This window comes from Kitasatospora sp. NPDC088779, from assembly GCF_040685395.1.
Taxonomy (GTDB): Bacteria; Actinomycetota; Actinomycetes; order Streptomycetales; family Streptomycetaceae; genus Kitasatospora.
In genome coordinates this window covers 1-21,995 of sequence record NZ_JBFBHW010000073.1, presented here as the reverse complement: position 1 = coordinate 21,995, position 21,995 = coordinate 1, and the positions used below count along the sequence as shown (strand labels likewise).

Below are 21,995 nucleotides of genomic sequence, written 5' to 3'. Positions count from 1 at the left end.
AGTTGGCCGAGGGGGTGGCGGCGGGGCGGACGCCTCAGTCGCGCTCGCGGTAGCCGACCGCGATCGCGGCGACCAGGACCGTGCCGGCCAGCAACGCCCAGCCGAGGTGTCCGTGGATGACGAGCGCGGCTCCGGGAGCGGCGCCCGCGAGCATCGCCAGGACCGCGTAGAGGCGCCGGCCCAGGCGGGGGTTGGCGCCGCCGGCCAGCGAGGAGTCCGCGGCGAGGCCGGTCAGGGTGAGGGTGAGCACCGTCGTGGTCAGGTCCGGCACGCCCAACTTGCGGACCGTGCCGTTGCGCAGGCCCATGGCCACGGCCAGCAGCGCGATCAGTGCCTCCTGCTGCGCCCGCCCGCTCGCGGTGAACGTGATGGCGGTCGCCGCGGCTTGCAGCGCGGTCTCGGCCAGCAGCGCGGTGCGCAGCCAGCGCTCCCGGCGGCCGTCGCGCTGTCGCAGCGCCAGCCGGCCGGCCAGGACCGAGCCCAGCAGGAAGGCGGCGAGCGAGGTGAGCGAGCCCGCGATCGAGAAGCCGGGCGTGCCCACCATGGCGAAGGCGACCACGACGACGTTCCCGGTCATGTTCGCGGTGAACACGTGGCCGAGCCCCAGGTAGCTCACCGCGTCGATCAGGCCGCTGACCGCGGTCAGCGCGAACAGGGCCAGGGCCAGCGGGTGGCGGTCCCGGACCTGCGCGGCGGCCACGGTGCTGTCGGACTGGGTGGTCGTCATCGGGGCGTCCTTCAGGGCTGTCCAGCGCGGTGCGCCACCGGGGGTGCGGGGCCCGGCGGCGCACGGCGGATACGGAATACGGGAGGCGGAATGCGGGATAACGGGATGCGGGATGTGGGTCAGAGGAAGCAGGGGTCGTCGAGGGCCGGCCCGCCCGGGCCGGGGACGAGAAGTCCGCGCGCCTGCCGCCACTCGCGCTGCTCGTCGGAGGCGGCGGCTGCCTCGGCCACCTGCGCGGCCTGCCGGACGCCGGTGAGGCTGGGCGCGGTGGTGGCCTGGTAGCCGCCGAAGCGCGCCACGGGGCTCCACAGCGGGACCACGGCCGGCAGCTCGGGGGCGAGACCCTCGTGCTCCTGGACACTGTGCACGATGCGGCCGCCGACCACGGTGAGGACGGACTCGATGTGGGGGATGTCGGCCTCGTCCACCGTCAGGTAGTCGGCACTGAGCACCGCGAAGTCGGCGTAACAGCCCACCCGCAGCCGGCCCTTGACCTCCTGCTCGCCGGTGAGCCGGGCGCCGCCCAGGGTGTAGAGCTCCAGCGCCTCCTCGCGGCTGAGCCGGTTGGCCGCCGGGCGGAGCGTACGTCCGCCGACGGCGCGCCCGGAGACCAGCCAGTGCAGCGCCACCCACGGGTTGTAGGAGGAGACCCGGGTGGCGTCCGTGCCCGCGCCGACCGTCAGCCCGCGTTCCAGCATCGCCCGCACCGGCGGCGCCTCGGCAGCCGCGGCGGCGCCGTAGCGGCGCACGAACGCCTCACCCTGGAAGGACAGCCGGTTCTGCACCGAGACGGCCCCGCCGAGCGCGGCGATCCGGTCCAGACTCGCGGAGGAGACCGTCTCGGCGTGGTCGAAGAGCCACCGGTTCCCGCCCGGGAAGAGGCCCTCGGCGGCGAGCCTCTCGAAGACCGCCAGGTCGCGGCGGATCGTCTCGTCGTAGCTGGCGTGCAGCCGAAAACCCCAGCCGTGCTCCATCAGCAGCCGGACGGCCTGCTCGAACCCGGCCTCGTACGGGCCGAGTTCGGGGCGCGGCTCGGTGAAGTTCTCGAAGTCCGCAGCCGCCCAGGTGAGATTCTCCCCGGCACCGTTCAGCCGCAGCCACTCGTCCCCGTCACCCGGTCGGACGGTGGCCACCCAGCGCGCCAGGTCGTCCAGCTCCTGTCCGGCGGTCTGCGGGAAGAGGTGGTAGGCGATCCGCAGCGTCAGCTCGCCGTTCTGCGCGAGCTGCATGACGGTGCCGTAGTTCTCCGGGAAGCTCTGGAAGCCGCCGGCCGCGTCGATGGCCGAGGTCAGCCCGAAGCGGTTGAGCTCGCGCAGGAAGTGCCGGGTGGAGGCGGCCTTCTCGGCCTCGTCCAGCGTCGGCGCCTTGGCGAGCGTGGAGTACAGCAGCAGGGCGCCGGGGGCGGCCAGCAGCAGGCCGGTCGGCTGTCCGTCGTGGCCGCGCACGATCTGGCCGCCCACCGGGTCCGGGGTGTCGCGGTCGAACCCCGCGGCCCGCAGCGCCGCCCGGTTCATCAGCGCCGACTGGTACAGGTGCAGGACGAAGACGGGGGTGTCGGGCGCCGCGGCGTTCAGCTCGGCCACCGTGGGCAGCCGGCGCTCGGCGAACTGGTCCGCGGACCAGCCGCCGACCACCCGGACCCACTGGCCGGGCGGGGTGCGTTCGGCCTGGGTGCGGAGCATGGCCAGCGCCTGGCGCAGTGTCGGTACGCCGTCCCAGCGCAGCTCCAGCACGTAGTTGAGACCGCCCCGGACGACGTGCAGGTGCGAGTCGTTGAGGCCCGGGACGGCACGTCGTCCGAGCGCGTCGACGACCCGGGTCCGCGGGCCGATCTGCGGGATGACGTCCGCGTCGTCGCCGACGGCGATGATCAGACCGTCGCGGATCGCGACCGCGCTCGCCCGCGGGTGCGACGGGTCGCCCGTGTACACCTTGGCGTTGCGCACGACCAGGTCGGCGGCTCGGCCGGCTTCGCCGGGGTGACCGGCGCGGATCCCGGCGACAGGCATGCTCGACATGATGGTGACCGTCCTTGTCGTTCGGGCCGGACAGCGCGAGCGGCACGGCCCGTTGAGCTCTGGCACGAGTCAACCTAGGGCGGCATCGAGCTGCGACTTTGCTCTGCACGCACCGGCTCTGTCCTGTGCGGGCAGCGACCCCCGCGGGCAGCGCCGGGACCGACGGCGCACGGGAACTCCGTGCAGTGTGGGAACAGTCCTGGGCGCGGGGGGAGAAGAGATGTCCGGGCGCCGCCGGATAGCGTCCTTGCTGTGCCGGAGAGCCTGCGGCACCGCTCGTGTCTCCGAGCCTTCGATGCCTTGCGACGTCCCCGCTGAGGTCTGCGCCGATGTCCCCGCTGATGTCCGCGCCGACGCCCCCGTGACATCCCATCAGCCGAAAGAGAGAACCGCCATGGTCGACTTCGACTCCGTGCACGCCGCCCCCAGCTCCGATCTACTGACGCCGGACAACTCGATGATGCTCTTCGTCGACCACCAGCCGCAGATGTTCTTCGGCACGGGCAGCGGCGACCGCACGGCGATCATCAACGCCACCGTCGGCCTGGCCAAGGCCGCCCGGGTCTTCGACGTCCCGGTGGTGCTGTCCACGGTGGCCGCCGATTCCTTCTCCGGCCCGATCCTGCCCCAGCTGAAGGCGGTCTTCCCGAAGCACGGGGTGGTCGACCGCACCTCGATGAACGCCTGGGAGGACGCGGCCCTGGTCGAGGCGGTCAAGGCGACCGGGCGCAGCAAGATCATCCTTTCCGGCCTGTGGACCGAGGTCTGCCTGGTGCTGCCCGCCCTGTCGGCGCTGGACCAGGGCTACGAGGTCTACGTGGTCACGGACGCTTCCGGCGGCGTCAGCCCGCTGGCCCATGAGCACGCCATCCAGCGGATGACGGCGGCCGGCGCGGTGCCGGTGACATGGGTCCAGGTGCTGCTGGAGCTGCAGCGCGACTGGGCTCGCACCGAGACCTACCTGCCGGTCATGGACGTGGTCAAGGAGCACGCCGGCGCCTACGGCCTGGGTGTGGTCTACGCGCAGAGCATGATCAACGAGCACGCGGCCGGCTGACCGGAAACCAGGTACCACAGAAAGAGAGTTCACCAGTGAACGCAGGTCTCCTGCTGCTCCGGCTGGTCGCCGGCCTGCTGGTCGCGGGGCACGGGATCCAGAAGGTCAGCTTCCACCTCGGCGGCCGGGGGCTGGCCGGCGGCACCGAGGAGTTCCGCGGCGACGGCTTCCGCGGCGGCGTGTTCACCGCGCTCACCGCGGGAGGCACCCAGATCGGGGCCGGACTGCTCCTTGCGGCGGGTCTGCTCACGCCGCTGGCCGCCGCGGGAACGATGGGTGTGATGACGGTGGCGCTGACCGTCAAGCGGCCGCACGGGCTGTGGGTGCAGAACGACGGGTTCGAGTACCCGCTGGTGCTGGTCACGATCGGCGCGGCGCTGTCCGCCACCGGACCCGGCCGCTGGTCACTCGACGCACCGCTCGGACTGCTGCCCTGGCCCGCCTGGTGGCTGCCGGTGGCCGTACTGGCCGGCGTGGGCGGCGGCCTCGCCACCCGCCTCCTCCTGCACCGGCGCTGAACCACGCTGCCGGCACGGAGCGACCCGTGCCGACACAGCGTTCACGCTCCCTTCGACCGAACGGTGAGGCCGGCATGCCCGTGAGCAATCCCCACGACACAGCGACCGACGGGAGGTCCGACGAGTTGTGGTGCCCCTTCCCCTCCCTGCTGAACCGGCATGCCGAGCAGGCCGACCGGGAGAGCTTCGCCTGGATGGCACAGCACCGGTTGCTCGACGGGCTGCCCGAGCGTGCGGAACGGCTACGGCGTCAGCGAAGCGGTGCCCTCGCCGCTCGGACCAATCCCGAGGCGGGCGCGGAGATGCTGCGGCTGCTGGCGGACTGGTACGTCTGGCTCTTCGCCTTCGACGACGGGTACGGCGAGGACCCTGAGCGCGGCGGGCCACCGGGCCCACTGGCCCGGACAACCGCCCTGCTGGCGCGGGTACTCGACGCCGACCTGCCCCTGACCGAGCTCACGGGAACCGCACGTGCCTACGCGGTGGCCCTGCGGGAGATCCGGGACCGGATCCGCGTGCACGCTTCGCCCCCGCAGCTCGTCCGGTGGGAGCGCACGGTCTGCGACTACCTGTCCGCGCAGGTCTGGGAGGCCGCGAACCGGGAGGCGTCGGCCGTCCCCGGGCTCGCCGAGTACGTGGCCATGCGCCGCCACGCGGGGGCGACGTACACCTGCCTGGCACTCATCGACATCGTGGGCGGTTACGAACTCCCGCCCGCGCAGGCGGACGGCCCGACGCTGCGCAGGCTCGCGGACATCACCGCGAACCTGGTCAGCTGGGACAACGACCTGTACTCCCATGCCAAGGAGCGCGCCGGCGGCCAGGGACGCCACAACCTCGTCGAGGTCCTCGCCCGTCACCATCGCTGCTCCCCGTCCGCAGCCCGGGACCGGGCCCTCGCCATGCGCGACCGGGAGATGAACCACTTCATCGAGGCGTGCGAAGCCGTCAGCGCCGACGCCACCGCACCGACCGCGGTGTACGCGCGCAGCCTCGGGCTGTGGCTAAGGGGGCACATCGACTGGTCCCGTGGAAGTTCGCGATTCGACACACCGTCACCCGCAGCGAGCCGGCCATGACCCGTGACCGCAGTACGGCCGGCGGCGAGGCGCCCTGCGCCGGGGGCCGGCTGCCCGGGATCGGGCACCTGATTCCGCTGATGACCCGCCCGGTGCCCTTCCTGCAGTCGCTGGCGGACCTGGGCCCCGTCGTGCGGATCCAGCTGTGGCGGCGGCCGGTCCATGTGCTCACCGCGCCCGAACTCGTGCACAGGCTACTCGTCCAGGACGCCGCGAAGACCGAGAAGGGCTTCGTCTTCGACAAGGCCCGCAGGCTGCTGGGGAACGGGCTGTTCATCTCCGAGGGCGCCTTCCACCTCCGCCAGCGACGCCTTCTCCAGCCGGCCTTCCACCGCGACAGCATCCGCACGTACACCGCCGTGATGACCCGCGAGGCAGCCCGGGCGGTGTCCCGCTGGGAGCCGGAGTCACCGCTGACGATCAGCGAGCGGATGCACGAACTCACCCTGGACGTTCTGCTGGAGGCGCTGTTCGCCACCCGCCTCGGCGCCGGCCACAAAGCCCGGATCCACCAGGCCGTGCCGGTGGTCCTCACGGGGTTCATCCAGCGGGCCCTGTACCCCTCGCCGCTCCTGGAGAAGCTGCCCGTTCCCGCCAACCGGCGCTTCGACGCGGCAGTCGAGGACCTGCGCGCGGTGGTGGACGACATCGTCGCGCAGGTCGACCGGCGTGACAGCCCGGACAGCACGCTGCTGTCACTGCTGCTCGCCGCCAGGGACGAACAGACGGGTCGGCCGATGGCCCCTCTCCAGGTTCGGGACGAGGTGGTATCGCTGCTGCTGGCGGGCACCGAGACGGCTGCCACCACACTCAGTTGGCTGTGCTACGAGCTCGCCTGCCATCCCGATCTGCAGGACGAACTGAGCGAGGAGGTACGAGCCGTCGCCAGTGACGGCACCGTCGGCTGGAGCGACCTGCCGCGCCTTGAGCGCACCGGGCACGCGCTTAGCGAAACCCTCCGGCTCCACACCCCCAACTGGATCCTGATGCGCCGCGCGGTGGCCCCCCTCCAGTGCGCCGACACCCGGCTCGCCCCGGGCTCGGAGATCCTCTTCAGCCTTACCGCGCTGCACCGTGACCCGCTCCGCTACCCCGACCCCCACCGGTTCGACCCCGGCCGATGGCGCCAGCGCGGGGACCACGCTTCGCGCAAGCTCTTCATGCCCTTCGCCGCAGGACCGCACAAGTGCGTCGGTGAGACCTTCGCCTGGACCGAGCTGCTGATCATCGCCGCGGCCGTCCTGGCCCGCTGGCGGATCGGCCTGGCCACGCCCGGCCGCGTCCACGAGACCGCCACCTCGGCCACCCTCCGTCCCCGGGGTCCGCAACTCAGGATCCACCGCCGGACAAGTCACCCAGCGGCTCCAGGGGGAGCATGACGTTCCGTCAACCGGAGACGAACGGGAACGACTACGGTCAGCTCGCCGCATGGTGAGTTGACCGGCGGAAGGAAGGAAGCACCCCGTGGACCACGGCGACCACCACACCTACGACCAGATCTTCAGCCTCTCGGCAGAGGAAGAACGAGACCGGCTGAGGCACCTCACCTCCGTCTACGACCCCATCACCGAGCACGTCATCGGTTCCCTGCTCTCCCCCGCCGGACGCAACTGCCTGGAGGTCGGCGCGGGCAGCGGGTCGATCGCCGGGTGGCTCGCCGACCAGGGTGCCCAGGTCACCGCCCTCGACCGCGACGACCGCTTCCTGCCCGCCCACCCCCGCCTGACGACCGCCACCGGCGATGCCCTCTCCGAAGACTTCGACCCGGGCCCCGTCTTCGATCTCGTCCACACCCGCTTCGTCCTCATCCACGTTCCCCGACGAGACGAACTCCTCGAACGTCTCGTCTCCTGGCTGCGCCCCGGTGGGTGGCTCGTCGTCGAGGAGACCGCCGACACCACCTCCGGGACCTCCCCGCGCCCGCACCACCGCAACGCCATGGCCGCCATGTGGCGTGTCATGTACGAAACCGCCGGCACCGACATCACGTGGACACGCCACCTCCCGACCCCGCTCGCGGACCACGGCCTCACTGACATCGGGGCCCATGTCAGCACCCTCCCTTTCCATGGCCAGGACGACATGGCGCGCATGCTGCACCTCAGCATGAAGCCGCTGTCCCGGAGGATGGTGGACACCGGTCTGGTCACCGAGGCGGAACTGGCCGACGTCTACGCGGACTTCCGGAATCCCTGTGTGTGGGACCTGGCGTTCTCCATGGTCTCGGCCTGGGGTCGGCGCGGCAGCTGACCGTTCGGGCGCGCGGGCAACGGGGTCTGCAACCGGTCATCGGGCTTCCGCAGTGCGGCAGGCGAGGTTCAGGTGCATCGAGTCAGCGTCAGTGGCCAACCGTCAACCAGAGCCTTGGTAGCGCACCGTCCGCAGCCGACCCGGCTCCCAGGCCGAAGCGCCGGGCACCAGGACCGGGCGGCGGCGGAGTCCCAGCGGGGCATGCACTCCTGGCGGCCGACGCCGATGCCGAGCCGGCGGATCTCGGCGAGGGCGTCGTTGTCGCGGATGACGGTACAGACCCCGACTCGCCGACGGCCGCGCGGTCAGCGACATCTTCGATGAAGGCTGGGCACCGATCCTCGCCTCCATCCACCGCCAGATCGACCACTGGCAGACGGCCGACGAAACCCTCGGACCGGAAACCGTCCTGCGGCCGCTCACTCTGCACGGCTTCCGTACCGAGTCCGTCGGCGGATGGTGGGGGTCCGGCTGGTATGAGAGCACGGCCCGCCGCGCCGTCGCTCGCGCCGCGGGCAACGGCGGCCTCCCGACCGCCTTCCCCGACACCGAGCGGCTCGCGGACACCGCCGCCTGTCATCCCGATCTGCTGGACGACGACACGTTCTCCTGGCTCACCGAGGCCGTCTTCGAGGAGGAGTCCCTTCGGCGTGATGCCCTGCTGCCGGTCCCCGCAGCGGTCACCCTTCCGGACTGGGCAGCACAGGACTTGCCCGACCTCCTCCAGCCGGACATCGACGAAGAGGAACCCGACCGCACTCACACCAGCGGCTCGGAAGCGGCCGATGAGCAGCTAGGTATGAAGGCCTGACGCCGGACCGCTCACGCTGCCTTGCCGAAGCGGCGACCGGCAGAGCAACCGGCCTGGCCGGCCACCTCGGCGTCCGCCCGGTCGGGCGCGGAGGCGAGTGCCTTGACGGCTTCGTCGGCGGAGTCCTTGAGGAGGTGGCCGTAGAGATCGACGGTGATGGCGAGGTTGGAGTGGCGCAGGGTCTTGGAGACGACGGCGAGCGGGATACCGGCGGCGATCATGATGCTGGTCGTAGTGTGGTGCAGGTCGTGCAGACCGATCTTCGGCAGGTCGAGTTCTGCGGTGCGTTTGCGGAGCTGGCCGAGGACCCGCTGGGGGCGCAGCGGCTCGCCGTCGGGGCGGGTGAAGACCAGGCCGTCGAGCCGGCCGTCGGGGTGGGCCGCCATCTGAAGGGCGGCCTGGTGGTGGAGGGCGGCCATGGCCCTGGGGGAAAGGCTGATCCACGCGCGACTTGCCTCGGTCTTGGGCTCACCGAGGTGGATCTTCCCGTTGTTCACGGCCGTCAGGGTCCAGCGGACGTAGAGCTTGTGGTCCATGAGGTGGACGTCGGACCAGTGCAGGGCGAGGATCCCACCGCGGCGCATGCCGGTGCCGAGCATGACCTCGAACAGGTCAGTGAGCCGGTCGGCGTAGTGCTCCGTGTTGTGCCGCAGGAACGCCGCGGCCTGGTCGGGTCCGGCAGGTGCGCACGGCGGCGCGGGGCTTGGGCGGGACGGAGTGCTTGGCCGGGTTGTAGCGCAGCCGCCAGGAGCGGACGGCGGCGTTGAGCGCGTTGCGCCGGGTGGACACGGCCCGGTAGACGGTGACGCGACCCCGCTTGGCCTTCTGCTGGGCGGCGACCTAGCCGTTGATCTGCTTGGGGCGCAGGTCGGGGAGACGGTAGTGACCGAAGGCGGGGAATCAGGTCCCGCTCGACGCAGTCCACGTAGCCGGCGTAGGTGTTGGGCGCGAGCACCTCCTTCTTCGCCGCCAGCCACTCCCGCAGGAAGCTCGCCACGGTGGTGCGGCGGTCCTCGTAGACCCCGCGCAGCTCACCGTCCAGCATCGCCTTCATCTCCCGGGCCGCCTCGGCCCGGGTGGCGAAACCGCCCCGACGGCGGGTCCGGCGCTTCCCGTCCTCCCGGGCGAGGTCGATGCAGTACGTCCACCGCCCGTGATCCGCCTCCTCCAACAACTGCACACACCACGGATCCAACTGCTTCCCCCGCCCGTCCGAGCAGCCACACCGCCGGCAGACCCGGCCACGCTGCGCACGCTGTCCCATGAACTTCCTCCCTTTCGAGTGGGGGTGATCCCGGGTGCGCGAGGCACGTCAGAACCAATCGGTCAGGACACGCTCAAGACGACACACCGCCTGGAAGATCACCATCCGTAGTCGATGGGTAGGCGACCTTGATTCGCCCTCCGTGAACCCGCCGGCCGACGTCGCTGCTGGTGGATCGCGGGGCGCTTCAACCCGCGGTTGTTGAAGGCCCGCCAGATTGGTGTCACTCGCCGTGACCGGAGCCCTGGGGACCACTTTGGGACCACGCGCGATGAGTGCCAATGAGCGCCCATGGGCGGTAACGGACGCATGTGCACGAAGTGAACGCTGACGGCATCTCACTCCGCACGATCCCCTTCGATCGGTCGAGCATGTCCGATGAGAGCAAGATGGTTGAGAAGCAAAGAAGCCAGGACCTTGAGGTCCCGGCTGGCGCTGGCGGTTCAGGCGGCGGTTGGGGTGAGATCGGCGCGGCCGAAGAGCAGCGCCCAGCCGTTGGGCAGTTGGTGAAGGATGCGGTCGGTGAGGTGGTCGCCGGCGAGGTCGGTGAGGGCGGCCAGGACAGTGGAGGTGTCCCAGCGGGCTGCGGCGAGGGTGGTGCCGAGGGCGTCGGCGACGGCTTCGACGAAGGCGGGGGCCGAGACCGGTTGGGGCAGGGGGATCTGGGAGGCGAATACGGCGCGCGCCCGCTCGGGGAGTGTGGCGGCGAGGTCGCAGCGTTCGTCGCCGGTGAGCTGGGAGCCGAGCAGCGCCAGGACGGCGGCGAGGGCGCGTTCGGCTTCGTCGTCGCTCGGGTAGCGGCCGAGGATGCGGACCTGCTGGATCAGGTGGCGGTGCCGGGTCATGGCGGTGGCCTTCCGGGCGTTGGCCGGCGGCGGGGCGGCCGTGATGGGGGTCAGGGGCGTCGGCCGGCGGCGGGGCGGCCGAAGAGCACGTCGTAGCCGGGCGGCAGTTGGAGCAGGACCTGCTCCATGAGCTGGTCGCCGGCGGCGTCGGCGACGGTGGACAGGACAGCGCCGATGTTCCACAGGGCGGTGGTTTCGGCGGCGCCTTCGATCCAAGCGGCGGTGGCGCGCACGAACCGTTCGGGGCTGAGCGGTTCGGTGGCCTGCAGTGGGTTGAGCAGGACCAGGGCGAGCGTCTCGGGCAGGCGGGCCGCGAGGTCCGAGCGCACTGCGCCGACCAGGTGCGCGCCGAGCAGGGCCAGGACGACGCGCGCGCAGCGTTCGGCTTCCTGGGGTGTGTCGTATTCGCCGCGTTCCCGGACCTGGTCCAGGAACGCCTCCCAGTGCAGTGTCATTGCGGGTTCCTCCCTCCGGTCGGCGGCGGATGCCGGGTCTGGGGCGTGTGGCCGTGCGGGCGGGGTGCTGGGGCCAGCCAGGTCGTCAGGCCGGTCAGTTTGAGGAGCCGGGCCACCGGGCGGGTGATGCCGCGCAGGGCCAGGCGCGCCCTGTTTCGGTCGGCCTGGTTGCGGGCCTCCAGCAGGACGTTCAGGCCCGAGCAGTCCATGAACGTCACCTGTGACAGGTCGAGCACCACCTGCCGGTGGTCCGCCAGCGCGCGGGACAGCTCGCGACGAAGGTCCGGGGCGGAGTCGAGGTCGATCTCGCCGCATACCCTCACCGTGAACGGTGGCGCCGGGGTAGTCATGGGGCGGCTCGCTGTCCGTTGGGCCCGCGGGTCGCGGGCGTGTCCGGAAGGTCAGGCCGGGGCCGGGGTGTCCCGTGCCGCGCCGCCGGGGGGATTGCGGGCGGCACGGGACGGCTCGGGGAGAGGTCAGGCCTGGATCTGCTTGCGCCCGTCGCCATGGGCGATGGCGATCTTGCGGGGCTTGGCCTTCTCGGCGACCGGGATTTTCAGGGTCAGCACGCCGGCGTCGTAGTCGGCGGTGATCCCCTCCGGGTCGAGGGTGTCGGAGAGCATGACCTGCCGGGAGAACACACCGAGCGGGCGCTCGGCCAGCTCCCACTTCACGTCGTCTCCCTGCCGGTGCGGACGGCGCTCGGCCTTGACGGTCACCATGTTCCGCTCGACGTCGATGTCGATCGCGTCCGGGGCCACCCCTGGCAGGTCGAAGCAGATCACGTACTCGTCACCGGCGCGGTAGGCGTCCAGTGGCATCGGGGTCGGCCGCGACCAGGTACCGGTCGTGTTGAGGAACTGCTGGGTCAGCCGGTCGAGCTCGCGGAAGGGGTCAGTGCGCAGCAGCATCGCGAAACACCTCCATTGATCGTTGGGTGCCAGTGCGCTTCACCTGACATCGTTGTAGCACGTCATCCATCCAATGACAAACTCCTAGTGTCGTCCGTAGAATGACTGCATGAGCGCGAAGCCCCCGAAGCCCGCAGCCAGACCCGAGCCGGTCTCCTTCCTCGCCGCCGCCGCCGCAGCGCTAGCCGCCATCGACGACGCCGTGCGCACGGCCCGGGGACCTGGCCGTCCCGCAGGCCAAGACGCACGGGAAGGCGGTGCCGAGCGGGCGCTGGCCGCCCTCGTGCTGCTGCGGGAGCTGCGTACCCAGCTCGCCGACTGGGAGGCTCCGATGGTCGAGGCCGCCCGCGCCGCAGGCGCCACCTGGGCCGACCTCGCCCAGCCCATGGGCGTCGCCAGCCGCCAGGCCGCCGAGAACCGCTACCTGCGCCTGCGCCCCGCCGGCACCACCGGCACCACTGGCACCACTGCTACCGGCGCGGAGCGGGTCAAGGCCGTGCGCGACCGCCGCGCCGCCGACCGCGCCGTCGACGCCTGGGCCCGCGACCACGCCGCCGACCTGCGCGTCCTGGCCGCCCGGATCACCGCCGCCCCCGGCCACACCCCCGAAGCCGGGCCCGCCCTGGACGCACTCACCACTGCCCTCGGCGCCACCGACGCGGCCGACCTCATCGCGCCCCTGACCGGTATGCGCCTCCATCTCGGCGACGCCCATCCCGACCTCGCCGCCCGCCTCGACGACCTCGACGACCGCACCGACCGCCTCCGCCATGACAGTGATCAACGACGCGCCTGACCCTCCTGCCCAGGACCGATGGCAGCACATCGAGGACCGCCTCGCCGCCATCGAGCTGCGGATCCGCGAGCAGAGCACTGCGGCCCTCACCGTCCTTGACACCCACCTGGCCCGCCTCGACGCCCTGCGTCGCCAGCTCGCCACCCAGCCATGGCCCCCGCAGGGCCCCGACACCCCCGGCAGCCCGGCCCGCCACCCGTGCCCGTCCGCGGGAGAGGCTCGTTGAACCGGGCGCCTGCCCGCGGTCATCAGGCCGGCGGTACGCGGCGCCGATCCCCCGGCCCGCGTACCGCCTCGCGCCGCCGTCCGGCCTCACAGGCGGTCCCCTCGGGACGGCCCGCGCCTCGTCAGCCGTGCCGCGAGCATAAAATCCCCAAAACCGGGCAAAGATGGACGATCGGACAGTGGGATTCGCGCACTACCGGATGGACGGAGCAACCGATGAGTGACCTGTCGAACAAGGCGCAGAACGTGACCGGCAAGGCCAAGGAGAAGGTCGGGGACCTGACTGGTGACCAGGAGCTGAAGGGCGAGGGGCAGGCCGACAAGGCGGAGTCGAAGCTCAAGCAGGCCGCCGCGGACGTCAAGGACGGCGTGCGCGACGTCGCCGACCGTGTGAAGGGCGTCTTGAAGCGCGACAAGTGAGAAAGGCGGAGCCGCGATGGCACTGTTTCTGTTCATCGTCCTGATCGCTGTGGTGTTCGGTTTCGTCGGCGCCCTCGTGAAGGGCCTGCTGTGGCTGCTCGTGATCGGGATCGTCCTGTTCCTCGCAGCCCTGGTACTCGGCGGCATGCGTCTGGGCAGCCGACGCTCCGGGCGCAGGTAGGGAAGGCGGGCCATTCGCCGTGACGCAGCCCTCGGCCCTTCGAAGGCCAGGGCTGTATTCGGCGGGGCGGGGCCGTGTGGCCGGGGCTACTCCTGTAGACCCCGGCCGCACGGCGGCCGACGAGCGGCACGGCAGCGGCCCACGGGTGTGCCTACCCGCGGGCCGACGTTCAGGGCGGCGGGATGGCGTGCAGGCACGTGTGCCTGTCCGTGCCGCGGGCGTGGCCGGGCCATCACCTTCGTGATCTCCACCCGGAACGTGCCGTTCTCGTCCGCGAATGAACTACCAGCCCATATCCTGGGCAACCTCGCTCTGAGCAGCAGCGATGTCCTCGGCGGTCACCCCGGTCACGTCGGAGTCCGCGGCCCGCTCCAACCGCGACAGCAGATCGGCCAGGGCCTGTTTCTGGGCCGGATGGGTCACCGGCACCGAGCCGAGATCCGTCGTCATCAGCCAGTCGAACAACACGATGGTGTCCGCCTGCCACAGGCGCACCGACACGGTCGGGAGATCGTCTTCCATCCGCCCACCATGCCGGGCCGACCAAGCCGCACGACCGAACCGCACGACCCGAGGGGGTCAATTCTGCGGGACTGATGGGTTTTCAGTTCTGCGGAAGCGTTGACAATCTCCGCCTGACCTCGGCGGCGCGGCTTGGACGCTCGTTCCCAGTCCCCTGCTGCGCCGACCGGCCGCCGCGCCCTGCCGGGTTTCGCTCGCCGATACTGGCAAGCACCCTGGGCGCGAGCGGACCCGTTCGCACGGGCCCTGACCCTCCCCCCTTCTGGTCCGGGCCTGTACGGCGGGGTGTCCGGCGTGGTCCACCGCCGGCCGCCCTCGCCCGGGTGCGGTCGCGTGCGCGGCCTCGGGCGCGCGCGGTTGAACCATGGGGATCGTGGTTCTGTTGGAGCTGGTTGAGCCGTTGGATGCGCGCATCCTGGGGGTGGGCGGTGATCCGGTCGACGTCCTGTCGGTGCGCCGGGTCCACGCCGCCCTCTCCGATCCGGACGCCCCCGGCGGCCCCGGGCCGTCGACCCGCGTGCGGAATGGACGCCAGCGCGATGGTGGTCGAGCGGTGGAGCCCGGAGCGTCCGAGGCAGGGGTGGTATCCGCCGCGTTGGGCCGGATACGTCTGCCTGACCTGTGATGCCGCTGCCCGCGCTTTCTGATCCGGGAGCGCGGCGGGCCGACTGGGCCTATCGGGCCCCCGGCGGATTGTCATCACCGTGGGGGGTGTCGATGGCCTCGCGCAGGGCAGGCAGGTCCGTGATGGCGGCCTGTTCGGCGAAGCGGGCCAGAAGCCGGCGGAGGCCCCGCTCGTCCCGGTCGCGCACTGCTTCGCCTATGGCCGCCGCCAGCGACGCCTGGGTATGGGGGTCGGGGGTGCGCACCTGCCGCGCGGCCTGCGGCCCTTCCACCACTTGTCTCCCGTTCACTCGTGGTCCTGGCCGCGGGACGCGGCGTCCTCCGCCCTGGGCGCGGCTGCGGCGACAGGCCGCCCCACCCCGTGAGGGGCGAAGACTACCTCCCCAGCCGGCGCCGAAAAATCTATGCCCGCTGGAGTAGACATTGCCACGCGCCGTGGTTAGTGTTTCTCTCGTAGACGAGAGAAGCGGTACCTGCCAGACACGAACTGGCGGGTAGCAGTACAGGAGTTCGTAGGTCGGTACGGTTGCAGGGTCTTGAAGCCAGGGATGGTGCAGTAAGGCGACAGGACCGGCGGCCGGGCCGGGCGGCCCGCAGGTATCAGGGGTCGCCACCGAGCGGTACCGCAGTTCGGTAAGTGCAGTACCAGCAGTGTGAAGTTGAGTTGGGAAGTACCAGCAGTCGAAAGTACGCGGTATCCCGGTGAAGGCGCCCAGACTGCGGGCGCGCGCACTGGGAGTCCGGCAGTGGGGTTCCAAGCCGAGTGGTTAAGCAGGACGGGCGACGGGGCTGGCTACCGGACCCGGTGGACCGCAAGGACCGCCACAGCAGTACCGAGTGGTTGGCACTACCACGCAGTTCGAAGTACCAGCAGTTCCGCAGTACCAGGTCAGTGCAGAGGATGAACGGAGGGGACAGAGCGCCATCAGGATCGCCCGGCCCGTGAGGAAGTCGCCCGGGCGGAATCCGAAGACCCCAAGGCAAGGACGGTGGTTTCCGGTCACGCATACGCGATCCCCGCATGCCCCCTCCCCCGGGGCAGTGCGGATATAAGGAAGCCGGCCACAAGGCCTGCAGATGGTGTAAAACCCTTCGGGGCCCCGGGAGCCACAATGGCCCCCGGGGCCCCTCAGTACGTCCCCAGGCACAACAACAAGAAGAGGTGCAGTGACCACGGCAACCATCCGACCGCATACCCCCGGCGCCGTCAGCTCGTTCGACGATGACGACTACCCCGCCTACACCATGGGCCGCGCCGCCGAAATGACCGGCATCACCCCCGGTTTCCTACGCTCCCTCGGCGAACAGGGCCTCATCACCCCCCTGCGCTCCGAAGGCGGCCACCGCCGCTACTCCCGCTACCAGCTGCGCATCGCCATGCGCGCCCGCGACCTCGTCGACCAGGGCACCGCCATCGAGGCCGCCTGCCGCATCGTCATCCTCGAAGACCAACTCGAAGAAGCCCTGCGCATCAACGAAGAGCTCCGCCGTTCCCCGCGCGGCCAGGAGTCCGCCGCCGACACCTGACCAGCCTGCCAGGCCGACGAGACCGGTCCGCGGTGAGCGACGGGCGCTCACCGCAGGCCGCCCCGGACACGATTACCCCTCAGTCCCCGATCGCTGGCCGACCGTTCCCCGCGCGGCCAGGAGTCCGGCACCCTGCCTCACCGGCGCGGACCGGTTCCGGGCCGCGCTCATGCACAACTGTGTTTCCTTGACCGGTCCTTGGCCGCGCCAGCCGCTGACGGTTCGCCTGCGCTGAGCGGGCGGTCCGCTCGGTCGCCCGGCCGCTACGGTGAGGATTGCGCCGCCGCCTGCGGGCCGTCAGGCAAGTCGCCCGCTTTGCGGGCGCCCCCGGCCCGCCCGAGACCGGGGCCGCGAGGAGTTACTCGGTGGCCGTCCCCGCGGAATCCGACCCCCTGCCCTCGACATCCGCCTGCGACCGGGAACCGGCGCCCTGATGCTCGACGCGATGGCCGACCCCGACCAGGACAGCGGCCCAATGCTGAACGCCGCCGTGGACAGCTCCCTGGAGACGCGGCTGCCGGCGCGTCGGCGCCGGCAGCGCGGGCCTAGAAGCTGAGCAGGCCGATGGCGTGGCCGTCGGGGTCGACCACCGGCCACGTGGTCAGGCCGCGGGCGCGCATGGCGGAGGCTGCGGTGGTGGCGGGCATGTCGGCGGTGGCGAACGGGGCCTGGTCGAGGACGATGTCGCGCACCGGGGTGCGCTCGGTGGACCAGGTGCGGGTCTGGAACGGTGCGAGGTGCAGGCGGGTCAGCAGCCCGGCGCAGCGGCCGTCGTCATCGCGGACCAGGAGGTGGTCGGCGCCGGAGCCGTGCAGGATGTCGATCGCCATGTCGACCATGACGTCGTCGCTGATCTGCAGCTCGGGGTGTCTCATGAGGTCGCCGACCGTGGCGGTGGTCGCGGGGTGTTCGAGGGTGAGGGTCATGGGCGGACTCCTTGGTGTCGGTTCCGCCGGGGCCGGCGGTGGTCGGGGCACCGCGGTGGGAGGGCCGGCGGGGTCCGCCGGAGCGGGCCGGGACTCCTGCTTCGCGCTGGTGAGTCGTGTGGGCCTGGACCGCGGCGGCGGTCCAGGCCCACACCTGCCTACTAGGCAGCGAGGGCGACGCGCCTCGGTGCCCGGCGGCGGCCGGCGGCGGCCTGGTTGTCGCGGCCCGTGACGCTCGCGCGGGTGTCACCGGCCGCGCGGGCGGGGCGTCCTCGGCGGCCGCGACTCGTGGACGGGCTCCGGAGGGGGCGTTCGACGACGGGGGCGGCGACCACGGTGGGGATGCCGGTGGGCACGCGGGCGCCGGTGATGCGGGCCAGGTCCTCGTCGCCGGCGCTGACGCGGGTGGTGACGGGGGTGATGGCGGCGGCGGTCATCAGACCGGCCATCTCGCGGCGCTGGCCGGGCAGGACGAGCGTGACGACGGTGCCGGACTCGCCGGCCCGGGCGGTGCGGCCGCCCCGGTGGAGGTAGTCCTTGTGGTCGCTCGGCGGGTCCAGGTTGACGACGAGGTCGAGGCCGTCGATGTGGATACCCCGGGCGGCGACGTTGGTGGCGATCAGCGCGGTGACCTGGCCGGTGCGGAACTGTTCCAGGGTGCGGGTGCGCTGCGGCTGGGACTTGCCTCCGTGCAGGGCCGCTGCCTTCACGCCGTTGGCTAGCAGGTCGTCCACCAGGCGGTCCGCGCCGTGCTTGGTGTCGATGAACATGATCACTCCGCCGTCGCGGGAGGCGATGTGGGCGATGGTGGCGTTCTTGTCGAAGTTCTGCACGTGCAGGACGTGGTGCTCCATGGTGCTGACCGCTCCCGCGGACGGGTCGACCGAGTGGGTGACCGGGTCCTTGAGGAAGCGCCGCACCAGGCGATCGACGTTGCGGTCCAGGGTGGCGGAGAACAGCATCGTCTGGCCGCCTTCGGCGACCTGGCCGAGGAGCTCGGTGACCTGCGGCAGGAAGCCCATGTCGGCCATCTGGTCGGCCTCGTCGAGCACCGTGATGCCGACGCCGTCCAACTGGCAGTCGCCGCGCTGGATCAGGTCCTTGAGTCGGCCGGGGGTGGCCACCACGACCTCGGCCCCCTGGTTCAGGGCGTGGGCCTGGCGGCCGATCGACATCCCGCCCACCACCGTGGCCATCCGCAGGCGCACCGAGTGGGCGTAAGGGGTGAGAGCGTCGGTCACCTGTTGCGCGAGCTCGCGGGTGGGGACCAGGACGAGGGCCAGCGGGCGGCGCGGTTCGGCGCGCCGACCGGCGGTGCGGGCCAGCACGGCGAGGCCGAATGCGATGGTCTTGCCCGAACCGGTGCGGCCCCGGCCCAGCACGTCGCGGCCGGCCAGCGAGTTCGGCAGCGTCGCGGCCTGGATCGGGAACGGCGAGGTGACACCCTGGCGGGTCAGCACCGACAGCAGCGCCTTCGGCATGTCCAGCTCCTCGAACGCTTCGACGGGCGGCAGCGCCGGAGTGGTGCTCACCGGCATCGCGAACTCGCCCTGCGGAGAGGAACCCTGGCGGGCGCTACGGCCGCGGGCGGGCCGGTCGCCGTAGAAGGAGCTGCCGCCGGAGCGGGAGGAGGACGAGGAGCGGGAGTTGGCGTTCTGGTACGGGGAGCGGCTGGAGTGGTTCATGGGAAACCTTCCTGGCGGCACGTCGCGAGGCAGCTCCGCAGCGCGGGACGCCGACAGGAGGTCACGAGGGGACGGGCCGAAAGTGTGGAGCGCGGGGCGTGGACGGTGAAACCGTGCGGCACGTCACCTACGGTCGGCGCTCACCGCGGAAGGCGGGAGCGAACGACCTCGAACCGTGAGCTGTCACGGCAGGGCGCCGATCCGGACGCGGCGCTGGGCGTCTCGCGTGGGGATGGCCGCCGGTGGCGGAGCCAGGGGGCCAGAAACGGCCGGGGATGTGCGTCGTGGCGCAATGCCGAGGGGCCCGCACCGGGCATCATGTACGCGGTGCGGGCCCCTCGCTACCAGGCGGGTGCCGTGGCAGAAACTACAGCGGACGAATGTTCTCGGCCTGCGGGCCCTTCTGGCCCTGCGTGACGTCGAACTCGACCTTCTGGCCCTCGAGCAGCTCACGGAAGCCGTTGGCGTTGATGTTCGAGTAGTGGGCGAAGACGTCCGGGCCGCCACCCTCCTGCTCGATGAAGCCGAAGCCCTTTTCCGCGTTGAACCACTTCACAGTGCCATTAGCCATAAAGAAATCTCCTTCAAGGGGCTGTCCGAAGCACGCACAGCGCGCGCTTCGAGTCGCCGCGATGAGCACCCACCCGGGGAAGAGCCGGGAAACAAAAAGGCGCCTGCGAAACACCAGCAGGCGCACACAAAGTTCATGGGAACCACTACTGCAACTAAAGTGACTCTAGCAGGCCCAGGCCCGTCACGGGTGGATATTTCACCCCCACTTCTCCGGGAGCCTTCCCCCAGGGCCGTCGGCCGCGAGGCGATGGGGTCATCAACATGCATGGAGAGCAGTCTGGTTGAGTGCTCACCCCCACTCCTTCGGTGCCGACCGCTCACCTTCCCGGGGAGGGCGAGTCGCGCGGGTGCGGAGCGCCTGCCCTGGCCGCGACAGACCCGTGAAAGCGACGCACCACGCCCACCGGCGCCATCCGGGGCGCGCTGGACGGCTTGCGCGAAATTCCTGTCGTAGCTCCGAAATTGAGTGCTTCGAAAAGTCCCGCTCCCGCGATTCTCGGCGCATAATGCAGGGAATGACGAAATCTGCAGCAGTCCGCCGTGTCCTGCCCACCAGCCCCTTCAAGGCCCGGATCGAAGCACCGCGCAAGCACTTCGCCGTCGGCGACCGCGTCACCCACGACACGTACGGCCTCGGCCGGGCCATCGGCGTCGAAGACGACAGCGACATCGCGGTACTCGTCGACTTCGGATCGCGGCGGGAACGCATCACCCAGCCCTACACCGCGATGTTCAAACTCTGACCCAGACGCACGCGGTTCTCCGCCGAGTGCGCCGCGCACCCCTGCGGTACGCCCCTGGCCCGTCGCGTCGGCACGCCGTCCAGGGGGCGTGCACCCCGGCCGGGCCGAGAGGGAACCCGACGCCCCGGCCCCGCAGCCTCACCGGCCATGGCCGGAAAAGCATGTGACGAAACATCAATGCCGAATGGCTGCGGGCTGGCCAGGCGATAAACTCCGCGCATGGATGACAAACATCTGTTTGAGTCCGTCTGCGCAGTGCTCTCCCACCGAGGGTTCGAGCCGGCACCGTCCCAGGCGGCCGGGCTCTTCGCCCGGCAGCGTCCAGGGATCGGCCTGGTGCTGGGATGGAGCCCGGGCCAGGACCTGATCGGACCGACCCTCCACGGCTGCCCGCATCCCGCCGACGCCGCCGGGCGCACCGAGTTCCGCGGCATCCGCGGCGCGCTGATGCTGGCCCTGGCGGAGGTCCTCGGCTCCGCAGGCTTCACCGTCACCGCCCTCGGAGCCGACCTGCTCGTCACCGCTGGCCCGCACGATCCGGGCGATGCCCAGACGCTCACGGCTGCTCCCAACTGCCCCGCGCCGCGACGCAGCCGATCGGCACGTCAGGTCGCCGCCGTGTAGCTCCTGGCCGCGCAGCGGGCGCAAGGCCCGTGGCCGCCATGGCCGCTGCCCCGGGCCCGTGGGCGCCGCGGAGGCCGTGTCCTATTCTGGGGGGCATGTCGAACCCTGACGGGCTGCTCGTCGACATCGCCGCGATGGTCGAGTCCGAGCACAGCAATCAGATGTCCCTGACCGTGGTGGTCCCCGGAGCCGTGATCACCGGCAGGCTCGCGCCGGTGACCCTGTGGTTGGAGCGGGTGGCGGAGGTCCTCCAGGCCTCGGAGCACTTGAAACCGTTCGCCGCTCTCTTCGCCCCGCCCGCCGACGGCCCGCCCGCACAGCTCACCCATCTGCATCTCCACCGGGCGAAGATCCTGCAGGGCGACTTCGGGCTGCCCCACACCGGCGGCATGTACCGCATCGCCATCGAGGACGTCAGCAGCTGGACGGTCGGGGACCTCAGCTACTCCGATTCCTGAGAACCACCCCAGGCCCAAGTGGCCGCCTGGCTTGGCGCCCTACGTCCCCGCACCAAGGAGCCGCTGAGCCTTGAGCGGGTGCCGTGACGGCTGGTCCGGGTGTCGGGGTGGGACCGCTGACTGCCCCGGCCGCAGAGGCGAAGGGCGCAGCGGGCGAGCCGAAGGCGCCGGCGCCCCGGGCGGTGTCGGCGCCCTCTCCGAGCGGACCATCCCGAGTACCTGGCTGGCGGGGTCCAGCCCGGCCGCGCCCTCCAGCCGCCACGTCTTGTGCCGCGCTGCGGTGGTGCCGTACGGGGCGACGGCCAGAGCGTGCAGCGCGAGGCCGTCCCCCTGTCCGGCCTCTGCGGCGGGCGGCAGTACGGCTGGAAGGAGCTGTGGGCCGGGTTGCCGGTCCGGTCAGGTGTCCGCGGTGGGCTCCTGGCGGTGTTGGGTGCGGCGGAGTTGTTCGTTGAGGCGCAGGGCTTCTTCGAGTTGGTCTTCGAGGATGATGATGCGGCAGGCGGCTTCGATGGGGGTGCCCTGGTTGACGAGGTCGCGGGCGCGCATGGCGATGCGCAGTTGGTAGCGGGAGTAGCGGCGGTGGCCGCCTTCGGAGCGCAGGGGGGTGATGAGGCGGTGTTCGCCGAGGGCGCGTAGGAAGCCGGGGGTGGTGGAGGTCATCTCGGCGGCGCGGCCCATGGTGTAGGCGGGGTAGTCGTCGTCGTCGAGCTTGTCGGGTGTGTCGGGGCTGGTCGTTGTAGTCACTGCACCTCTCTG

The 21,995-nt window shown here is 71.3% G+C and carries 27 protein-coding genes; 14 read left to right on the top strand and 13 right to left on the bottom strand.

The genetic code is table 11. The annotated features are described in order from the left end of the window. Positions 1-34: 34 nt before the first annotated feature. Together AB0P03_RS38090 and AB0P03_RS38085 are read right to left on the bottom strand one after the other, a co-directional pair. Positions 35-727, bottom strand: a complete 693-nt coding sequence (locus AB0P03_RS38090) for a YoaK family protein (RefSeq protein ID WP_363588213.1) — start codon at positions 725-727, stop codon at positions 35-37. A 119-nt stretch (positions 728-846) separates the two neighbouring features. Continuing rightward, complete coding sequence (locus AB0P03_RS38085) at positions 847-2,745, bottom strand: amidohydrolase (protein ID WP_363633262.1); 1,899 nt, start codon at positions 2,743-2,745, stop codon at positions 847-849. 394 nt (positions 2,746-3,139) lie between these two features. Between AB0P03_RS38085 and AB0P03_RS38080 the strand changes: the two genes are divergently transcribed. The 5 genes from AB0P03_RS38080 (at position 3,140) to AB0P03_RS38060 (ending at position 7,649) form a co-directional block, all read left to right on the top strand. Then, positions 3,140-3,802 (top strand): hydrolase, encoded by a 663-nt coding sequence (locus AB0P03_RS38080; RefSeq protein WP_363588209.1) that lies wholly within the window; start codon positions 3,140-3,142, stop codon positions 3,800-3,802. A 35-nt stretch (positions 3,803-3,837) separates the two neighbouring features. Further along, entirely contained in the window at positions 3,838-4,320 is a 483-nt protein-coding gene (locus AB0P03_RS38075) for a DoxX family membrane protein (protein ID WP_363588207.1), read from the top strand. 74 nt (positions 4,321-4,394) lie between these two features. Next, positions 4,395-5,399 (top strand): hypothetical protein, encoded by a 1,005-nt coding sequence (locus tag AB0P03_RS38070; protein ID WP_363588205.1) that lies wholly within the window; start codon positions 4,395-4,397, stop codon positions 5,397-5,399. Continuing rightward, positions 5,396-6,778, top strand: coding sequence for a cytochrome P450 (locus AB0P03_RS38065; RefSeq protein ID WP_363588203.1), 1,383 nt, complete (start codon positions 5,396-5,398; stop codon positions 6,776-6,778). The genes AB0P03_RS38070 and AB0P03_RS38065 overlap by 4 nt, the downstream gene beginning before the upstream one ends. Positions 6,779-6,863: 85 nt before the next feature. Continuing rightward, a complete protein-coding gene (locus AB0P03_RS38060) occupies positions 6,864-7,649 on the top strand; it encodes a methyltransferase domain-containing protein (RefSeq protein ID WP_363588202.1) in 786 nt (261 codons plus the stop codon). 822 nt (positions 7,650-8,471) lie between these two features. Here AB0P03_RS38060 and AB0P03_RS38055 read toward each other — a convergent pair. The 5 genes from AB0P03_RS38055 to AB0P03_RS38035 form a co-directional block, all read right to left on the bottom strand. Next, positions 8,472-9,437, bottom strand: a complete 966-nt coding sequence (locus AB0P03_RS38055; RefSeq protein WP_363633260.1) for a tyrosine-type recombinase/integrase — start codon at positions 9,435-9,437, stop codon at positions 8,472-8,474. 730 nt (positions 9,438-10,167) lie between these two features. Next, a complete protein-coding gene (locus tag AB0P03_RS38050; RefSeq protein WP_363588198.1) occupies positions 10,168-10,569 on the bottom strand; it encodes a DUF2267 domain-containing protein in 402 nt (133 codons plus the stop codon). A 50-nt stretch (positions 10,570-10,619) separates the two neighbouring features. Then, on the bottom strand, positions 10,620-11,024 hold the full coding sequence (locus AB0P03_RS38045; RefSeq protein ID WP_363633258.1) for a DUF2267 domain-containing protein: 405 nt from the start codon (positions 11,022-11,024) through the stop codon (positions 10,620-10,622). Next, positions 11,021-11,374, bottom strand: coding sequence for an STAS domain-containing protein (locus AB0P03_RS38040; RefSeq protein ID WP_363633256.1), 354 nt, complete (start codon positions 11,372-11,374; stop codon positions 11,021-11,023). Before AB0P03_RS38040 ends, AB0P03_RS38045 begins: the two co-directional genes overlap by 4 nt. 126 nt (positions 11,375-11,500) lie before the next feature. After that, the gene (locus AB0P03_RS38035) at positions 11,501-11,935 is read right to left on the bottom strand and encodes an Hsp20/alpha crystallin family protein (RefSeq protein ID WP_363588192.1); all 435 of its coding nucleotides are present in this window, start codon (positions 11,933-11,935) and stop codon (positions 11,501-11,503) included. Positions 11,936-12,044: 109 nt separating this feature from the next. Between AB0P03_RS38035 and AB0P03_RS38030 the strand changes: the two genes are divergently transcribed. The 4 genes from AB0P03_RS38030 to AB0P03_RS38015 all read left to right on the top strand — a co-directional run bounded on the left by AB0P03_RS38030 (position 12,045) and on the right by AB0P03_RS38015 (position 13,557). Continuing rightward, the gene (locus AB0P03_RS38030) at positions 12,045-12,731 is read left to right on the top strand and encodes a type III effector protein (RefSeq protein WP_363588190.1); all 687 of its coding nucleotides are present in this window, start codon (positions 12,045-12,047) and stop codon (positions 12,729-12,731) included. After that, the gene (locus AB0P03_RS38025) at positions 12,706-12,957 is read left to right on the top strand and encodes a hypothetical protein (protein ID WP_363588188.1); all 252 of its coding nucleotides are present in this window, start codon (positions 12,706-12,708) and stop codon (positions 12,955-12,957) included. Before AB0P03_RS38030 ends, AB0P03_RS38025 begins: the two co-directional genes overlap by 26 nt. Positions 12,958-13,172: 215 nt before the next feature. Next, on the top strand, positions 13,173-13,376 hold the full coding sequence (locus AB0P03_RS38020) for a CsbD family protein (RefSeq protein WP_363633255.1): 204 nt from the start codon (positions 13,173-13,175) through the stop codon (positions 13,374-13,376). A 16-nt stretch (positions 13,377-13,392) separates the two neighbouring features. Then, the gene (locus AB0P03_RS38015; RefSeq protein WP_218206507.1) at positions 13,393-13,557 is read left to right on the top strand and encodes a hypothetical protein; all 165 of its coding nucleotides are present in this window, start codon (positions 13,393-13,395) and stop codon (positions 13,555-13,557) included. Between the two features lie 282 nt (positions 13,558-13,839). On the opposite strand, the gene AB0P03_RS38010 is transcribed toward AB0P03_RS38015, so the two are convergent. Further along, positions 13,840-14,079 (bottom strand): hypothetical protein, encoded by a 240-nt coding sequence (locus AB0P03_RS38010; protein ID WP_363588184.1) that lies wholly within the window; start codon positions 14,077-14,079, stop codon positions 13,840-13,842. A 373-nt stretch (positions 14,080-14,452) separates the two neighbouring features. Between AB0P03_RS38010 and AB0P03_RS38005 the strand changes: the two genes are divergently transcribed. Then, a complete protein-coding gene (locus AB0P03_RS38005; RefSeq protein ID WP_363588182.1) occupies positions 14,453-14,704 on the top strand; it encodes a hypothetical protein in 252 nt (83 codons plus the stop codon). A 49-nt stretch (positions 14,705-14,753) separates the two neighbouring features. Here the strand turns inward: AB0P03_RS38005 and AB0P03_RS38000 are convergent, their stop codons facing one another. Next, on the bottom strand, positions 14,754-14,993 hold the full coding sequence (locus AB0P03_RS38000) for a hypothetical protein (protein ID WP_363633253.1): 240 nt from the start codon (positions 14,991-14,993) through the stop codon (positions 14,754-14,756). Positions 14,994-15,948: 955 nt separating this feature from the next. Between AB0P03_RS38000 and AB0P03_RS37995 the strand changes: the two genes are divergently transcribed. Further along, complete coding sequence (locus tag AB0P03_RS37995) at positions 15,949-16,230, top strand: MerR family transcriptional regulator (protein WP_363633282.1); 282 nt, start codon at positions 15,949-15,951, stop codon at positions 16,228-16,230. A 545-nt stretch (positions 16,231-16,775) separates the two neighbouring features. On the opposite strand, the gene AB0P03_RS37990 is transcribed toward AB0P03_RS37995, so the two are convergent. The 3 genes from AB0P03_RS37990 to AB0P03_RS37980 form a co-directional block, all read right to left on the bottom strand. After that, positions 16,776-17,156 carry a CBS domain-containing protein gene (locus tag AB0P03_RS37990; RefSeq protein WP_363588178.1) on the bottom strand — a complete coding sequence of 127 codons (381 nt, stop codon included), beginning with the start codon at positions 17,154-17,156 and terminating at the stop codon, positions 16,776-16,778. A 161-nt stretch (positions 17,157-17,317) separates the two neighbouring features. Next, complete coding sequence (locus AB0P03_RS37985) at positions 17,318-18,841, bottom strand: DEAD/DEAH box helicase (protein WP_363588176.1); 1,524 nt, start codon at positions 18,839-18,841, stop codon at positions 17,318-17,320. A gap of 367 nt (positions 18,842-19,208) precedes the next feature. Continuing rightward, complete coding sequence (locus AB0P03_RS37980; protein ID WP_030918248.1) at positions 19,209-19,412, bottom strand: cold-shock protein; 204 nt, start codon at positions 19,410-19,412, stop codon at positions 19,209-19,211. Between the two features lie 517 nt (positions 19,413-19,929). Between AB0P03_RS37980 and AB0P03_RS37975 the strand changes: the two genes are divergently transcribed. From AB0P03_RS37975 to AB0P03_RS37965, 3 genes are all read left to right on the top strand, one after another. Further along, on the top strand, positions 19,930-20,157 hold the full coding sequence (locus AB0P03_RS37975) for a hypothetical protein (RefSeq protein ID WP_363588174.1): 228 nt from the start codon (positions 19,930-19,932) through the stop codon (positions 20,155-20,157). Positions 20,158-20,376: 219 nt separating this feature from the next. Beyond that, positions 20,377-20,781 carry a hypothetical protein gene (locus AB0P03_RS37970; protein ID WP_363588172.1) on the top strand — a complete coding sequence of 135 codons (405 nt, stop codon included), beginning with the start codon at positions 20,377-20,379 and terminating at the stop codon, positions 20,779-20,781. 95 nt (positions 20,782-20,876) lie between these two features. Beyond that, on the top strand, positions 20,877-21,239 hold the full coding sequence (locus AB0P03_RS37965; RefSeq protein WP_363588170.1) for a hypothetical protein: 363 nt from the start codon (positions 20,877-20,879) through the stop codon (positions 21,237-21,239). Positions 21,240-21,635: 396 nt separating this feature from the next. On the opposite strand, the gene AB0P03_RS37960 is transcribed toward AB0P03_RS37965, so the two are convergent. Then, a complete protein-coding gene (locus AB0P03_RS37960) occupies positions 21,636-21,917 on the bottom strand; it encodes a MerR family transcriptional regulator (RefSeq protein ID WP_363633280.1) in 282 nt (93 codons plus the stop codon). Positions 21,918-21,995: the final 78 nt, after the last annotated feature.

What these genes read in the sequence shown, in the direction of transcription:
- AB0P03_RS38050 (WP_363588198.1), bottom strand. Translation starts at nt 10,569, where the DNA reads ATGACCCGGCACCGCCACCTGATCCAGCAGGTCCGCATCCTCGGCCGC.
- AB0P03_RS37960 (WP_363633280.1), bottom strand. Translation starts at nt 21,917, where the DNA reads ATGGGCCGCGCCGCCGAGATGACCTCCACCACCCCCGGCTTCCTACGC.
- AB0P03_RS38040 (WP_363633256.1), bottom strand. Translation starts at nt 11,374, where the DNA reads ATGACTACCCCGGCGCCACCGTTCACGGTGAGGGTATGCGGCGAGATC.
- AB0P03_RS38015 (WP_218206507.1), top strand. Translation starts at nt 13,393, where the DNA reads ATGGCACTGTTTCTGTTCATCGTCCTGATCGCTGTGGTGTTCGGTTTC.
- AB0P03_RS37995 (WP_363633282.1), top strand. Translation starts at nt 15,949, where the DNA reads ATGGGCCGCGCCGCCGAAATGACCGGCATCACCCCCGGTTTCCTACGC.
- AB0P03_RS38025 (WP_363588188.1), top strand. Translation starts at nt 12,706, where the DNA reads ATGACAGTGATCAACGACGCGCCTGACCCTCCTGCCCAGGACCGATGG.
- AB0P03_RS37985 (WP_363588176.1), bottom strand. Translation starts at nt 18,841, where the DNA reads ATGAACCACTCCAGCCGCTCCCCGTACCAGAACGCCAACTCCCGCTCC.
- AB0P03_RS38065 (WP_363588203.1), top strand. Translation starts at nt 5,396, where the DNA reads ATGACCCGTGACCGCAGTACGGCCGGCGGCGAGGCGCCCTGCGCCGGG.
- AB0P03_RS38035 (WP_363588192.1), bottom strand. Translation starts at nt 11,935, where the DNA reads ATGCTGCTGCGCACTGACCCCTTCCGCGAGCTCGACCGGCTGACCCAG.
- AB0P03_RS38070 (WP_363588205.1), top strand. Translation starts at nt 4,395, where the DNA reads ATGCCCGTGAGCAATCCCCACGACACAGCGACCGACGGGAGGTCCGAC.
- AB0P03_RS37990 (WP_363588178.1), bottom strand. Translation starts at nt 17,156, where the DNA reads ATGACCCTCACCCTCGAACACCCCGCGACCACCGCCACGGTCGGCGAC.
- AB0P03_RS38030 (WP_363588190.1), top strand. Translation starts at nt 12,045, where the DNA reads ATGAGCGCGAAGCCCCCGAAGCCCGCAGCCAGACCCGAGCCGGTCTCC.
- AB0P03_RS38090 (WP_363588213.1), bottom strand. Translation starts at nt 727, where the DNA reads ATGACGACCACCCAGTCCGACAGCACCGTGGCCGCCGCGCAGGTCCGG.
- AB0P03_RS38020 (WP_363633255.1), top strand. Translation starts at nt 13,173, where the DNA reads ATGAGTGACCTGTCGAACAAGGCGCAGAACGTGACCGGCAAGGCCAAG.
- AB0P03_RS37970 (WP_363588172.1), top strand. Translation starts at nt 20,377, where the DNA reads ATGGATGACAAACATCTGTTTGAGTCCGTCTGCGCAGTGCTCTCCCAC.
- AB0P03_RS38080 (WP_363588209.1), top strand. Translation starts at nt 3,140, where the DNA reads ATGGTCGACTTCGACTCCGTGCACGCCGCCCCCAGCTCCGATCTACTG.
- AB0P03_RS37965 (WP_363588170.1), top strand. Translation starts at nt 20,877, where the DNA reads ATGTCGAACCCTGACGGGCTGCTCGTCGACATCGCCGCGATGGTCGAG.
- AB0P03_RS37980 (WP_030918248.1), bottom strand. Translation starts at nt 19,412, where the DNA reads ATGGCTAATGGCACTGTGAAGTGGTTCAACGCGGAAAAGGGCTTCGGC.
- AB0P03_RS37975 (WP_363588174.1), top strand. Translation starts at nt 19,930, where the DNA reads ATGACGAAATCTGCAGCAGTCCGCCGTGTCCTGCCCACCAGCCCCTTC.
- AB0P03_RS38010 (WP_363588184.1), bottom strand. Translation starts at nt 14,079, where the DNA reads ATGGAAGACGATCTCCCGACCGTGTCGGTGCGCCTGTGGCAGGCGGAC.
- AB0P03_RS38045 (WP_363633258.1), bottom strand. Translation starts at nt 11,024, where the DNA reads ATGACACTGCACTGGGAGGCGTTCCTGGACCAGGTCCGGGAACGCGGC.
- AB0P03_RS38085 (WP_363633262.1), bottom strand. Translation starts at nt 2,745, where the DNA reads ATGTCGAGCATGCCTGTCGCCGGGATCCGCGCCGGTCACCCCGGCGAA.